Below are 13,751 nucleotides of genomic sequence, written 5' to 3'. Positions count from 1 at the left end.
GCTTAGCGCTTGCTCGAAGCCAGCATGGTGGCCTTCTCTTGATCCATGCGCGCCATCAGCGGCTGGCTCTGCGCAAGGAAACGTGCGCGTTCGGACTTGGCGATCGGATCCGCCATTGGCAGCTTCTGGCCCAATGGGTCGACGTGAACACCGTTGACCTGGAACTCATAGTGCAAGTGCGGGCCGGTGGACAGACCGGTAGTCCCGATATAACCGATCACCTGACCCTGCTTGACGTTACCGCCGGTCTTCACGCCCTTGGCGAAACCCTGCATGTGGCCATACAAGGTGCGGTAGGTGTTGCCGTGCTGGATGATCACCGTGTTGCCGTAGCCACCGCGGCGACCGGCCAACAGCACTTTGCCGTCGCCGGCAGCCTTGATCGGCGTGCCGCGTGGCGCTGCGTAATCGACGCCCTTGTGGGCGCGGATTTTGTTGAGGATCGGATGTTTGCGGCCCATGGAGAATTTGGAACTGATGCGGGCGAAGTCCACCGGGGTACGGATGAACGCTTTGCGCATGCTGTTGCCATCAGCGGTGTAATAGCTGCTGTTGCCTTGCTTGTTGGTGTAACGCACGGCGGTGTAAGTCTTGCCGCGGTTGGTGAAGCGCGCCGACAGAATCGGGCCATTACCGACGGCTTTGCCGTTAACCACTTTCTGCTCGTAGATCACGTCGAATTCGTCGCCCTGACGGATATCCTGAGCGAAGTCGACGTCGTAGCCAAATACGCTGGCCATGTCCATGGTCAGACTGTGGGACAGGCCTGCGCGGGCAGCGGATTGTGACAGGGAGCTATTGATCACGCCGTGCACGTAAGCCGTGCGAACAGTCGGTTTTGCGGTGACGCGGTTGAATGCATAGCCCTTGTCGTTCTTGGTCAGGGTGATGGTTTCAACGTCGCTGACTTTGCTGTGCAGGCTGGTCAGTTGGCCTTGCGAGTTCAGTTCGAACTCAAGCTTCTGGCCGTGCTTGAGCTGGCTGAATTGTTTGGCTTGCTTGTCGCTCGCCAGGACTTCATGCACGGCGGCGGCTGGCAGACCGACTTTCTCGAACAATGTAGAGAGCGTATCGCCTTTGGAGACAACGACTTCGCGGTGTCCTGGAGCTTTTGGCTTTTCGGCAACCGGAGCGGGCGCAGGTGCGGCTTCAGCGGCTTGCGGAGTGTCTTCGGTGCTGTTTTCGATCTGGGCGAAAGGTGAGGCTACTGGCTCATTTGTGGCTTGAGCCGCGTCAGCAGCGTCTTGATCTTGTGTCAGTTGTTCAGCAGGACTTTCCAGTTCAAGGCTCAGGGTCGTCTTTTTGGCTTCAACATCACTGGAAGGGAATACCAGGAGCGCCAGGCTGAGAAGGGCGGCGATTCCACTTGCGGCGAGCAGGTGGGTCTTCGGGTAAAGCGGTGGCGCTTTAGACGGTTCAGTGGTCATAAGTATTTTTGACTTTGAAAAAAGATGAATTGGAAAAGATGAATGACATGATGAAGATGAAATAACTGTATAAAATATAACCAAATCATCCCCGAAGCAAGTCTACAGACACCCTGTCTGCAGATTGGTGTCCGTGCGCCGGGCAAAACTTGTAATTGGTGCACGATCTTGTATGGTTGGTTCCCTTTGAATCTGAGCCTTGCGGGTCTGTTATGAAGTCGGTTGAAGAGCAGCTAGCGCTGATTAAACGTGGTGCGGAAGAACTATTGGTCGAGTCCGAGCTGATCGAGAAGCTCAAGCGCGGCCAGCCGCTGCGTATCAAGGCTGGTTTCGATCCAACCGCCCCGGATCTGCACTTGGGTCACACCGTGCTTATTAATAAGCTGCGCCAGTTCCAGGAATTGGGGCATCAGGTGATTTTCCTCATTGGTGACTTCACTGGAATGATCGGTGATCCAAGCGGCAAGAGTGCGACTCGTCCTCCCTTGACTCGCGAGCAGGTTCTGGAAAACGCCGAAACGTACAAGACTCAAGTGTTCAAGATTCTTGATCCGGCGAAAACCGAAGTCGCATTCAACTCCACCTGGATGGATCAGATGGGGCCGGCGGACTTCATTCGTCTGACTTCGCAATACACCGTCGCGCGCATGCTAGAGCGTGATGACTTCGACAAGCGTTACACCACCAATCAGCCGATCGCTATTCATGAGTTCCTCTATCCGCTGGTTCAGGGTTATGACTCGGTTGCTCTGCGCGCGGATGTCGAGCTGGGCGGTACCGATCAGAAGTTCAACCTGCTGATGGGGCGAGAGCTGCAGCGTGGTTATGGTCAGGAAGCTCAGTGCATTCTGACCATGCCGTTGCTCGAGGGCCTGGATGGCGTGAAGAAGATGTCCAAGTCGTTGGGCAATTACGTCGGTATTCAGGAAGCGCCAGGTGTGATGTACGGCAAGCTTGTTTCGATTCCGGATGTGCTGATGTGGCGTTACTTTGAGCTGCTCAGCTTCCGTTCGATGGATGAGATCGATGCCTTCCGTGCGGATGTTGAGGCGGGGGCCAATCCGCGCGATATCAAGATCAAGCTGGCGGAAGAGATTGTTGCGCGTTTCCACGGTGAGGAGGCTGCGGCCAATGCTCATCGGGCTGCGGGTAATCGTATGAAGGATGGTGAGTTGCCGGATGATCTGCCGGAGATCGAGCTGGCCTCTGTTGAGGATATGCCAATTGCTGCTGTCCTTAATAAGGCGGGCTTGGTGAAGAACTCGGCGGCGGCGCGCGATCTGTTGGCTTCCGGTGGTGTGCGTGTCGATGGTGAGGTGGTTGATCGCTCCTTTATATATGTACTGGGTGCGACTCACGTCTGTCAGGCCGGCAAGAAGGCGTTTGCGCGCATCACGCTGAAATCGGAATAAAGTTTGAAATAAGGGTTGACGGCGAATTTTAGAAGCCTATAATTCGCCCCACTTCCGGCGCAGTCGAAACGGAAAACTCCTTGAGATTCAACGAGTTACGCAGTTTTCGACGGCAGATCGCTTCAGTTCATCGAAGCCTGGAAGGAGTTGAAGGAGCGGTGATGTTTGGCTCTTTTGACGGTTCGGTCTTCTCGGTCGAAAGCGGTGAAAAAGAGGTGTTGACAGCAGCGTGTAACGCTGTAGAATTCGCCTCCCGCTAACGAGAGATCGGAAGCGCAAGTGGTTGAAGTTGTTGAAGAATTCTTCGAAAACTTCTGAAAATAATCACTTGACAGCAAATGAGGCTGCTGTAGAATGCGCGCCTCGGTTGAGACGAAAGATCTTAACCAACCGCTCTTTAACAACTGAATCAAGCAATTCGTGTGGGTGCTTGTGGAGTCAGACTGGTAGTCAACAAGATTATCAGCATCACAAGTTACTCCGCGAGAAATCAAAGATGTAACCAACGATTGCTGAGCCAAGTTTAGGGTTTCTTAAAAACCCAAAGATGTTTGAACTGAAGAGTTTGATCATGGCTCAGATTGAACGCTGGCGGCAGGCCTAACACATGCAAGTCGAGCGGATGAGAGGAGCTTGCTCCTGGATTCAGCGGCGGACGGGTGAGTAATGCCTAGGAATCTGCCTGGTAGTGGGGGACAACGTTTCGAAAGGAACGCTAATACCGCATACGTCCTACGGGAGAAAGCAGGGGACCTTCGGGCCTTGCGCTATCAGATGAGCCTAGGTCGGATTAGCTAGTTGGTGAGGTAATGGCTCACCAAGGCGACGATCCGTAACTGGTCTGAGAGGATGATCAGTCACACTGGAACTGAGACACGGTCCAGACTCCTACGGGAGGCAGCAGTGGGGAATATTGGACAATGGGCGAAAGCCTGATCCAGCCATGCCGCGTGTGTGAAGAAGGTCTTCGGATTGTAAAGCACTTTAAGTTGGGAGGAAGGGTTGTAGATTAATACTCTGCAATTTTGACGTTACCGACAGAATAAGCACCGGCTAACTCTGTGCCAGCAGCCGCGGTAATACAGAGGGTGCAAGCGTTAATCGGAATTACTGGGCGTAAAGCGCGCGTAGGTGGTTTGTTAAGTTGGATGTGAAATCCCCGGGCTCAACCTGGGAACTGCATCCAAAACTGGCAAGCTAGAGTATGGTAGAGGGTGGTGGAATTTCCTGTGTAGCGGTGAAATGCGTAGATATAGGAAGGAACACCAGTGGCGAAGGCGACCACCTGGACTGATACTGACACTGAGGTGCGAAAGCGTGGGGAGCAAACAGGATTAGATACCCTGGTAGTCCACGCCGTAAACGATGTCAACTAGCCGTTGGGAGCCTTGAGCTCTTAGTGGCGCAGCTAACGCATTAAGTTGACCGCCTGGGGAGTACGGCCGCAAGGTTAAAACTCAAATGAATTGACGGGGGCCCGCACAAGCGGTGGAGCATGTGGTTTAATTCGAAGCAACGCGAAGAACCTTACCAGGCCTTGACATCCAATGAACTTTCCAGAGATGGATTGGTGCCTTCGGGAACATTGAGACAGGTGCTGCATGGCTGTCGTCAGCTCGTGTCGTGAGATGTTGGGTTAAGTCCCGTAACGAGCGCAACCCTTGTCCTTAGTTACCAGCACGTTATGGTGGGCACTCTAAGGAGACTGCCGGTGACAAACCGGAGGAAGGTGGGGATGACGTCAAGTCATCATGGCCCTTACGGCCTGGGCTACACACGTGCTACAATGGTCGGTACAGAGGGTTGCCAAGCCGCGAGGTGGAGCTAATCCCACAAAACCGATCGTAGTCCGGATCGCAGTCTGCAACTCGACTGCGTGAAGTCGGAATCGCTAGTAATCGCGAATCAGAATGTCGCGGTGAATACGTTCCCGGGCCTTGTACACACCGCCCGTCACACCATGGGAGTGGGTTGCACCAGAAGTAGCTAGTCTAACCTTCGGGAGGACGGTTACCACGGTGTGATTCATGACTGGGGTGAAGTCGTAACAAGGTAGCCGTAGGGGAACCTGCGGCTGGATCACCTCCTTAATCGACGACATCAGCTGCTCCATAAGTTCCCACACGAATTGCTTGATTCATTGAAGAAGACGATAGAAGCAGCTTTAAGCTCCAAGCTGATAGCTCTGAGCTAATCAGTTACGCGCTCGAAATTGGGTCTGTAGCTCAGTTGGTTAGAGCGCACCCCTGATAAGGGTGAGGTCGGCAGTTCGAATCTGCCCAGACCCACCAATTTTGTATGGGGCCATAGCTCAGCTGGGAGAGCGCCTGCCTTGCACGCAGGAGGTCAGCGGTTCGATCCCGCTTGGCTCCACCATTAACTGCTTCTACTTGTTAGAGCTTAGAAATGAATATTCCGGCGTGAATATTGATTTCTAGTCTTTGATTAGATCGTTCTTTAAAAATTTGGGTATGTGATAGAAAGATAGACTGAACGTTACTTTCACTGGTAACGGATCAGGCTAAGGTAAAATTTGTGAGTGACTCTTAAGAGTTTTGCGAATTTTCGGCGAATGTCGTCTTCACAGTATAACCAGATTGCTTGGGGTTATATGGTCAAGTGAAGAAGCGCATACGGTGGATGCCTTGGCAGTCAGAGGCGATGAAAGACGTGGTAGCCTGCGAAAAGCTTCGGGGAGTCGGCAAACAGACTTTGATCCGGAGATGTCTGAATGGGGGAACCCAGCCATCATAAGATGGTTATCTTGTACTGAATACATAGGTGCAAGAGGCGAACCAGGGGAACTGAAACATCTAAGTACCCTGAGGAAAAGAAATCAACCGAGATTCCCTTAGTAGTGGCGAGCGAACGGGGACTAGCCCTTAAGTGGCTTTGAGATTAGCGGAACGCTCTGGAAAGTGCGGCCATAGTGGGTGATAGCCCTGTACGCGAAAGTCTCTTAGTCATGAAATCGAGTAGGACGGAGCACGAGAAACTTTGTCTGAATATGGGGGGACCATCCTCCAAGGCTAAATACTACTGACTGACCGATAGTGAACTAGTACCGTGAGGGAAAGGCGAAAAGAACCCCGGAGAGGGGAGTGAAATAGATCCTGAAACCGTATGCGTACAAGCAGTGGGAGCAGACTTTGTTCTGTGACTGCGTACCTTTTGTATAATGGGTCAGCGACTTATTTTCAGTGGCGAGCTTAACCGAATAGGGGAGGCGTAGCGAAAGCGAGTCTTAATAGGGCGTCTAGTCGCTGGGAATAGACCCGAAACCGGGCGATCTATCCATGGGCAGGTTGAAGGTTAGGTAACACTGACTGGAGGACCGAACCGACTACCGTTGAAAAGTTAGCGGATGACCTGTGGATCGGAGTGAAAGGCTAATCAAGCTCGGAGATAGCTGGTTCTCCTCGAAAGCTATTTAGGTAGCGCCTCATGTATCACTGTAGGGGGTAGAGCACTGTTTCGGCTAGGGGGTCATCCCGACTTACCAAACCGATGCAAACTCCGAATACCTACAAGTGCCGAGCATGGGAGACACACGGCGGGTGCTAACGTCCGTCGTGAAAAGGGAAACAACCCAGACCGTCAGCTAAGGTCCCAAAGTTATGGTTAAGTGGGAAACGATGTGGGAAGGCTTAGACAGCTAGGAGGTTGGCTTAGAAGCAGCCACCCTTTAAAGAAAGCGTAATAGCTCACTAGTCGAGTCGGCCTGCGCGGAAGATGTAACGGGGCTCAAACCATACACCGAAGCTACGGGTATCACGCAAGTGATGCGGTAGAGGAGCGTTCTGTAAGCCTGTGAAGGTGAGTTGAGAAGCTTGCTGGAGGTATCAGAAGTGCGAATGCTGACATGAGTAACGACAATGGGTGTGAAAAACACCCACGCCGAAAGACCAAGGTTTCCTGCGCAACGTTAATCGACGCAGGGTTAGTCGGTCCCTAAGGCGAGGCTGAAAAGCGTAGTCGATGGAAAACAGGTTAATATTCCTGTACTTCTGGTTATTGCGATGGAGGGACGGAGAAGGCTAGGCCAGCTTGGCGTTGGTTGTCCAAGTTTAAGGTGGTAGGCTGAGATCTTAGGTAAATCCGGGATCTTAAGGCCGAGAGCTGATGACGAGTTACCTTTCAGGTGACGAAGTGGTTGATGCCATGCTTCCAAGAAAAGCTTCTAAGCTTCAGATAACCAGGAACCGTACCCCAAACCGACACAGGTGGTTGGGTAGAGAATACCAAGGCGCTTGAGAGAACTCGGGTGAAGGAACTAGGCAAAATGGCACCGTAACTTCGGGAGAAGGTGCGCCGGTGAGGGTGAAGGACTTGCTCCGTAAGCTCATGCCGGTCGAAGATACCAGGCCGCTGCGACTGTTTATTAAAAACACAGCACTCTGCAAACACGAAAGTGGACGTATAGGGTGTGACGCCTGCCCGGTGCCGGAAGGTTAATTGATGGGGTTAGCTAACGCGAAGCTCTTGATCGAAGCCCCGGTAAACGGCGGCCGTAACTATAACGGTCCTAAGGTAGCGAAATTCCTTGTCGGGTAAGTTCCGACCTGCACGAATGGCGTAACGATGGCGGCGCTGTCTCCACCCGAGACTCAGTGAAATTGAAATCGCTGTGAAGATGCAGTGTATCCGCGGCTAGACGGAAAGACCCCGTGAACCTTTACTATAGCTTTGCACTGGACTTTGAATTTGCTTGTGTAGGATAGGTGGGAGGCTTTGAAGCGTGGACGCCAGTTCGCGTGGAGCCATCCTTGAAATACCACCCTGGCAACTTTGAGGTTCTAACTCAGGTCCGTTATCCGGATCGAGGACAGTGTATGGTGGGTAGTTTGACTGGGGCGGTCTCCTCCTAAAGAGTAACGGAGGAGTACGAAGGTGCGCTCAGACCGGTCGGAAATCGGTCGTAGAGTATAAAGGCAAAAGCGCGCTTGACTGCGAGACAGACACGTCGAGCAGGTACGAAAGTAGGTCTTAGTGATCCGGTGGTTCTGTATGGAAGGGCCATCGCTCAACGGATAAAAGGTACTCCGGGGATAACAGGCTGATACCGCCCAAGAGTTCATATCGACGGCGGTGTTTGGCACCTCGATGTCGGCTCATCACATCCTGGGGCTGAAGCCGGTCCCAAGGGTATGGCTGTTCGCCATTTAAAGTGGTACGCGAGCTGGGTTTAGAACGTCGTGAGACAGTTCGGTCCCTATCTGCCGTGGACGTTTGAGATTTGAGAGGGGCTGCTCCTAGTACGAGAGGACCGGAGTGGACGAACCTCTGGTGTTCCGGTTGTCACGCCAGTGGCATTGCCGGGTAGCTATGTTCGGGAAAGATAACCGCTGAAAGCATCTAAGCGGGAAACTTGCCTCAAGATGAGATCTCACTGGAACCTTGAGTTCCCTGAAGGGCCGTCGAAGACTACGACGTTGATAGGTTGGGTGTGTAAGCGCTGTGAGGCGTTGAGCTAACCAATACTAATTGCCCGTGAGGCTTGACCATATAACACCCAAGCAATCTGAATGCTCGAAAGAGACCAGATTGCGGTGTGTGAAGACGCAATGAACCGAAAGTTCGCGCTACTCACAAAACACCTGTATCACATACCCGATTTGCTGAAGCGAGGCCAGTTGGTCACGAGTCAGTACCCGAATTTCTTGACGACCATAGAGCGTTGGAACCACCTGATCCCATCCCGAACTCAGAAGTGAAACGATGCATCGCCGATGGTAGTGTGGGGTTTCCCCATGTGAGAGTAGGTCATCGTCAAGATTAAATTCCGAAACCCCAATTGCGAAAGCAGTTGGGGTTTTGTTTTGCCCGCAGGAAAGTGGCTTGCTTGATTTCTATGCAATTGCCCGGGTCATGGCTATTATTCGGGCCTCATTGTGAGGCGAGACCTGCATGTTGACGTTGTTGAATCTTTTGAAGGATGGTCGATTCCATTCCGGCGAGGCTTTGGGGATTGCTCTGGGAATCAGTCGAAGTGCGGTGTGGAAGCAGCTTCAGCATCTTGAGGCCGAGCTCGGATTGTCAATTAACAAAGTCCGGGGCAGAGGCTATCAACTGGCTGCACCCCTGACGCTGCTCGACCCCTTGAAGATTGGCGCCTTGGCAGCGGTTTGGCCGATTACAGTCTTTGACTCCATTGACTCCACTAACGCAGAGGCGCTTCGCGCGATCAATCAGGGTCGAGCGGCGCCGTTTCTGGTATTGGCAGAGCGACAGATTTCCGGTCGTGGCCGCCGGGGACGCAAGTGGGTAAGCCCTTTTGCTGAAAATCTCTACTACAGCCTCGTTCTGCGCATAGATGGTGGCATGCGTCAGCTTGAAGGCTTGAGTCTGGTGGTCGGTTTGGCTGTTATGCACGCCTTGCGAAAGTTGGGGGTGGCGGGCGCAGGATTAAAGTGGCCCAACGATGTGCTGGTCGGAAACAAGAAAATCGCCGGTATTCTTCTTGAGCTAGTAGGGGATCCGGCAGATGTTTGCCACGTGGTGCTGGGTATAGGTATTAACGTGAACATGCAGGTTGCTGAGGCGGTTGGCCAACAATGGACGTCGATTCGACTCGAGACCGGCAAAAGCTGCGATCGCAACGTCTTGGTGGCTGAGTTGAACGAGCAGCTGCGCGGCTATATCCAGCGCCATCAGGTTGATGGTTTCTCTGCGCTCCAGGAAGAGTGGGAAAAGGATCACATGTGGCAAGGTCGCCCGGTTTCTTTGATTGCCGGGGTTAGTCATATAGAAGGCGTTGTGCTTGGCATCGATAGCCAAGGTGCGCTGCGCTTGAAGGTGGACGGCGTGGAAAAGGTTTTTAGTGGTGGTGAGCTCAGCCTGAGGTTGCGTGATGATTCTTGAGCTCGACTGTGGGAATAGCTTTATCAAGTGGCGTGTATTGAATACGGCCGCTGGCGGTCTTTTCGCGGAGGGTGTTGTCGACTCGGATCAAGCTCTGGTGGATAGCCTATGCGCATTTGATAGCCTGTCGTTGCGTAAATGTCGGTTGGTCAGCGTAAGAACCAGCGAAGAAACTGCCGCGCTCACCCGGATTCTCGAGCAGGCGTTCGGTGTCTCGGTTGTGTGCGCCACGTCGTCCAGTGAAATGGCTGGTGTCAGGAATGGCTATCACGACTATGAACGCTTGGGGCTGGATCGCTGGTTGGCGATGCTTGGTGGCTTTCATTTGGCTGCGGGCGCCTGTTTGATTCTGGATTTCGGCACTGCAGTGACGGCTGACTTTATTAATGCCGAAGGTGAGCACCTTGGGGGATTCATTTGCCCAGGGATGCCCTTAATGCGTAACCAATTGCGTACACATACCCGGAAAATCCGTTATGGGGACTCGGCTGCCGAAAGAGCGCTGGCGAGCCATGCTCCGGGGCGCAGTACCGTCGAAGCGGTGGAGCGTGGATGCTCTTTAATGTTGAGAGGCTTTGTCCTGACCCAGATGGAAATGGCTCGATCCTATTGGGGAGAGCGCTTTACTGTTTTTATTACCGGTGGCGATGCTGGGTTGGTGGCGGACATCGTGCCTGAAGCGCGGATCGTCCCTGACCTGGTATTCATAGGGTTGGCGATGGCCTGTCCGTTAACTTGAGGTTTGTATGCGTTGGTTGTTCCTGCTGCTCGTTGTTCTCAATGTGTTTTATTACGTCTGGCATCAGCAGGAAGCTCCCTTGCGTGCGAAAGATGTCACGCCCCTCAGCATGTACCGCGGGTCTCAACAAGATATTCGCTTATTGAGTGAGGCGAATGGTGGCTCTGGGGGAGGGCAGGGCGTGCTCCGAGCTGGGCAAGAGTGTCTATTTTTGGGTGGTTTGACTCAAGAAAGCATCATTTCCGCGCTGCAGCTGCGTTTAGCGGCCATGGGGGTGAAGGTTCAGGCGTCGCAAAAAGATCTCTCCGAGCCTGGTTATTGGTTGCGCATTGCGCCCGAAAGCCAGCGTTTATTAGGGGATGTGCAGTTGCAGAACCTTTCCAAGGAATTCAATGAGTTAAAACATAAAATAATGCTGTGTGAGGGGGTTGCACCGCTGGAATAGTTTGCATAGAATGGCGCCCGCTCCACAGCGAACACCTAAGCAGGTGGTCAGCGCGGAGTGGTGTCAACGCAGCTAACCTCAGGTTTTTAATGAGAAAATGCTTGACAGAAGGTCGGCATAGTATAGAATGCCGGCTCGCTTAGGAGGGGTTCCCGAGCGGCCAAAGGGATCAGACTGTAAATCTGACGTCTACGACTTCGAAGGTTCGAATCCTTCCCCCTCCACCATTTTTAGCGTGAGCTGCAAGCTCCGCGGGTATAGTTTAGTGGTAGAACCTCAGCCTTCCAAGCTGATGATGCGGGTTCGATTCCCGCTACCCGCTCCAAGTTTGCAGGTTGTGCAAAGTGTTACGCTCTTGTAGCTCAGTTGGTAGAGCACACCCTTGGTAAGGGTGAGGTCAGCGGTTCAAATCCGCTCAAGAGCTCCATATAACAAGGCAGATATGAAAATATCTGCCTTTGTTTTAATGGTAGATATCGTTCGTCTAATTCTTCTGTTGAGGGTGTTATCGATGGCTAAGGAAAAATTTGATCGTTCCCTGCCCCACGTCAACGTAGGGACCATTGGTCACGTTGACCACGGTAAAACCACTCTGACCGCTGCTCTGACTCGCGTCTGCTCCGAAGTTTTCGGTTCGGCCGTAGTTGAATTCGACAAGATCGACAGCGCTCCAGAAGAAAAAGCTCGCGGTATCACCATCAATACCGCGCACGTTGAGTACAACTCGAACATTCGTCACTACGCTCACGTTGACTGCCCAGGTCACGCTGACTATGTGAAGAACATGATCACCGGTGCTGCTCAAATGGACGGCGCTATCCTGGTTTGCTCGGCCGCTGATGGTCCGATGCCACAAACCCGTGAGCACATCCTGCTGTCCCGTCAGGTAGGCGTTCCGTACATCGTGGTTTTCCTGAACAAGGCTGACCTGGTAGACGACGCTGAGCTGCTGGAACTGGTTGAGATGGAAGTTCGCGACCTGCTGTCCACCTACGACTTCCCGGGCGATGACACCCCAATCATCATCGGTTCGGCTCGTATGGCGCTGGAAGGCAAAGACGACAACGAGATGGGCACCACTGCCGTCAAGAAGCTGGTTGAAACTCTGGACAGCTACATCCCAGAACCAGTTCGTATGATCGACAAGCCATTCCTGATGCCAATCGAAGACGTATTCTCGATCTCGGGTCGCGGTACTGTTGTGACTGGTCGTATCGAGCGCGGTATCGTTCGCGTTCAAGATGCACTGGAAATCGTTGGTCTGCGTGACACCACCACCACCACCTGCACCGGTGTTGAGATGTTCCGCAAGCTGCTCGACGAAGGTCGTGCTGGTGAGAACTGCGGCGTTCTGCTGCGTGGTACCAAGCGTGACGACGTTGAGCGTGGTCAGGTTCTGGTCAAGCCAGGTTCGGTTAAGCCGCACACCAAGTTCACCGCAGAAGTTTACGTTCTGAGCAAGGAAGAAGGCGGTCGTCATACTCCGTTCTTCAAAGGCTACCGTCCACAGTTCTACTTCCGTACTACTGACGTGACTGGTAACTGCGAGCTGCCAGAAGGCGTTGAAATGGTAATGCCAGGTGACAACATTCAGATGACTGTTACCCTGATCAAAACCATCGCGATGGAAGACGGTCTGCGTTTCGCTATCCGTGAAGGCGGTCGTACCGTCGGCGCTGGTGTAGTGGCCAAAATCATCGAATAAGCAGTTGTAATGTATTTTTCGGGCCGGCATAATGGTCGGCCTGATTTTGTTTTAGGTCAGTAGCTCAATTGGCAGAGCGACGGTCTCCAAAACCGTAGGTTGGGGGTTCGATTCCCTCCTGACCTGCCAGATTCACTCGGTGTGTCTGGCTTTCTTTTCACAGGATCTTCATAGATGACTCCTAAGGCTGAAGCTCAAGGCTCTCGCTTCGATCTGCTAAAGTGGCTTGTGGTAGCCGCTTTGGTAGTTGTGGGTGTAGTTGGCAATCAGTATTACGCTGCTTCGCCGATCCTGTACCGTGTACTCGCATTGCTCGTGATTGCTGCTGTAGCTGCCTTTGTAGGCCTGCAGACTGCAAAGGGCAAGTCGTTCTTTGTACTGGTTAAGGAAGCGCGCACCGAGATTCGTAAAGTCGTATGGCCAACTCGCCAGGAAACTACGCAGACAACGCTAATTGTTGTTGCTGTGGTTATCGTTATGGCGTTGCTGTTGTGGGGGGTTGATTCCCTGCTCGGCTGGCTTGTTTCCTTGATTGTCGGCTAAGGGTGTCCCGTGGCTAAGCGTTGGTACGTTGTGCATGCTTACTCGGGTTACGAGAAGCATGTCATGCGCTCGCTGATTGAGCGCGTTAAGCTGGCTGGCATGGAAGATGGCTTCGGCGAAATTCTGGTTCCCACTGAAGAAGTGGTTGAAATGCGTAATGGCCAGAAGCGCAAAAGCGAACGCAAGTTCTTCCCAGGCTATGTGCTGGTACAGATGGATATGAACGAGGGTACTTGGCACTTGGTCAAGGATACTCCTCGGGTGATGGGCTTTATTGGCGGTACCGCCGACAAGCCTGCTCCAATCACCGACAAAGAGGCGGAAGCCATTCTGCGTCGCGTGGCCGATGGTAGTGATAAGCCGAAGCCGAAGACTCTGTTTGAGCCGGGTGAGGTGGTTCGGGTTACCGATGGTCCATTCGCTGACTTTAACGGCACTGTCGAAGAAGTTAATTACGAAAAGAGCCGTGTCCAGGTGGCAGTGCTTATTTTCGGTCGCTCTACTCCGGTAGAGTTGGAGTTCAGTCAGGTCGAAAAGGTCTAACTGAACAAGCATCCCAACCCCGCAGCCCTAGGCTGTGGGGTTTTGTCGTCACTGGGATAAACGCGCAAGTAACCGG

8 protein-coding genes, 6 tRNA genes and 3 rRNA genes are annotated in these 13,751 nt (G+C 52.9%); 16 read left to right on the top strand and 1 reads right to left on the bottom strand.

Annotated features, from left to right (window positions below):
* Positions 1 to 2 precede the first annotated feature (2 nt).
* On the bottom strand, positions 3 to 1,427 hold the full coding sequence (locus tag GTQ41_RS24920; protein WP_047296940.1) for a peptidoglycan DD-metalloendopeptidase family protein: 1,425 nt from the start codon (positions 1,425 to 1,427) through the stop codon (positions 3 to 5).
* A 212-nt stretch (positions 1,428 to 1,639) separates the two neighbouring features.
* Here GTQ41_RS24920 and tyrS point away from each other — a divergent pair, with 212 nt between their 5' ends.
* The 16 genes from tyrS to nusG all read left to right on the top strand — a co-directional run bounded on the left by tyrS (position 1,640) and on the right by nusG (position 13,675).
* Positions 1,640 to 2,839 (top strand): tyrosine--tRNA ligase, encoded by a 1,200-nt coding sequence (tyrS, locus tag GTQ41_RS24915; RefSeq protein ID WP_047296939.1) that lies wholly within the window; start codon positions 1,640 to 1,642, stop codon positions 2,837 to 2,839.
* A gap of 553 nt (positions 2,840 to 3,392) precedes the next feature.
* Positions 3,393 to 4,929: ribosomal RNA gene (locus GTQ41_RS24910) — 16S ribosomal RNA — on the top strand.
* A 124-nt stretch (positions 4,930 to 5,053) separates the two neighbouring features.
* A tRNA-Ile gene (locus GTQ41_RS24905) sits at positions 5,054 to 5,130 on the top strand.
* A 9-nt stretch (positions 5,131 to 5,139) separates the two neighbouring features.
* Positions 5,140 to 5,215 (top strand) — tRNA-Ala (locus tag GTQ41_RS24900).
* Positions 5,216 to 5,452: 237 nt separating this feature from the next.
* Positions 5,453 to 8,344 (top strand): 23S ribosomal RNA (locus tag GTQ41_RS24895).
* Between the two features lie 154 nt (positions 8,345 to 8,498).
* Positions 8,499 to 8,614: ribosomal RNA gene (gene rrf, locus GTQ41_RS24890) — 5S ribosomal RNA — on the top strand.
* Together the 16S, 23S and 5S rRNA genes with 2 tRNA genes alongside form the textbook arrangement of a ribosomal RNA operon.
* 132 nt (positions 8,615 to 8,746) lie before the next feature.
* Positions 8,747 to 9,700, top strand: a complete 954-nt coding sequence (gene birA / locus GTQ41_RS24885) for a bifunctional biotin--[acetyl-CoA-carboxylase] ligase/biotin operon repressor BirA (protein WP_047296938.1) — start codon at positions 8,747 to 8,749, stop codon at positions 9,698 to 9,700.
* The gene (locus GTQ41_RS24880) at positions 9,690 to 10,439 is read left to right on the top strand and encodes a pantothenate kinase (RefSeq protein WP_047296936.1); all 750 of its coding nucleotides are present in this window, start codon (positions 9,690 to 9,692) and stop codon (positions 10,437 to 10,439) included. Before birA ends, GTQ41_RS24880 begins: the two co-directional genes overlap by 11 nt.
* A 7-nt stretch (positions 10,440 to 10,446) precedes the next feature.
* Positions 10,447 to 10,884, top strand: a complete 438-nt coding sequence (locus GTQ41_RS24875; RefSeq protein WP_047296935.1) for a hypothetical protein — start codon at positions 10,447 to 10,449, stop codon at positions 10,882 to 10,884.
* Between the two features lie 142 nt (positions 10,885 to 11,026).
* Positions 11,027 to 11,111, top strand: a tRNA-Tyr gene (locus GTQ41_RS24870).
* A gap of 24 nt (positions 11,112 to 11,135) precedes the next feature.
* Positions 11,136 to 11,209 (top strand) — tRNA-Gly (locus GTQ41_RS24865).
* A gap of 26 nt (positions 11,210 to 11,235) precedes the next feature.
* A tRNA-Thr gene (locus GTQ41_RS24860) sits at positions 11,236 to 11,311 on the top strand.
* An 84-nt stretch (positions 11,312 to 11,395) separates the two neighbouring features.
* Complete coding sequence (gene tuf / locus GTQ41_RS24855) at positions 11,396 to 12,589, top strand: elongation factor Tu (protein WP_095668187.1); 1,194 nt, start codon at positions 11,396 to 11,398, stop codon at positions 12,587 to 12,589.
* Positions 12,590 to 12,642: 53 nt separating this feature from the next.
* Positions 12,643 to 12,718 (top strand) — tRNA-Trp (locus GTQ41_RS24850).
* A gap of 45 nt (positions 12,719 to 12,763) precedes the next feature.
* Positions 12,764 to 13,132 (top strand): preprotein translocase subunit SecE, encoded by a 369-nt coding sequence (gene secE / locus GTQ41_RS24845; RefSeq protein WP_041074957.1) that lies wholly within the window; start codon positions 12,764 to 12,766, stop codon positions 13,130 to 13,132.
* A gap of 9 nt (positions 13,133 to 13,141) precedes the next feature.
* Positions 13,142 to 13,675: a transcription termination/antitermination protein NusG gene (gene nusG / locus GTQ41_RS24840; RefSeq protein WP_025113545.1), complete on the top strand. Its 534-nt coding sequence runs from the start codon at positions 13,142 to 13,144 to the stop codon at positions 13,673 to 13,675.
* Positions 13,676 to 13,751 lie beyond the last annotated feature (76 nt).

This window comes from Pseudomonas sp. AN-B15 (genome assembly GCF_019056475.1).
Classification (GTDB): domain Bacteria; phylum Pseudomonadota; class Gammaproteobacteria; order Pseudomonadales; family Pseudomonadaceae; genus Aquipseudomonas; species Aquipseudomonas parakoreensis.
The sequence above is the reverse complement of the archived record's forward strand: the minus strand, read 5'-3'. Positions and strand labels throughout refer to the sequence as shown.

Excerpts from the sequence above, each read along its gene's own strand:
- GTQ41_RS24920 (WP_047296940.1), bottom strand. The coding sequence starts at position 1,427 with ATGACCACTGAACCGTCTAAAGCGCCACCGCTTTACCCGAAGACCCAC.
- tyrS (WP_047296939.1), top strand. The coding sequence starts at position 1,640 with ATGAAGTCGGTTGAAGAGCAGCTAGCGCTGATTAAACGTGGTGCGGAA.
- birA (WP_047296938.1), top strand. The coding sequence starts at position 8,747 with ATGTTGACGTTGTTGAATCTTTTGAAGGATGGTCGATTCCATTCCGGC.
- GTQ41_RS24880 (WP_047296936.1), top strand. The coding sequence starts at position 9,690 with ATGATTCTTGAGCTCGACTGTGGGAATAGCTTTATCAAGTGGCGTGTA.
- GTQ41_RS24875 (WP_047296935.1), top strand. The coding sequence starts at position 10,447 with ATGCGTTGGTTGTTCCTGCTGCTCGTTGTTCTCAATGTGTTTTATTAC.
- tuf (WP_095668187.1), top strand. The coding sequence starts at position 11,396 with ATGGCTAAGGAAAAATTTGATCGTTCCCTGCCCCACGTCAACGTAGGG.
- secE (WP_041074957.1), top strand. The coding sequence starts at position 12,764 with ATGACTCCTAAGGCTGAAGCTCAAGGCTCTCGCTTCGATCTGCTAAAG.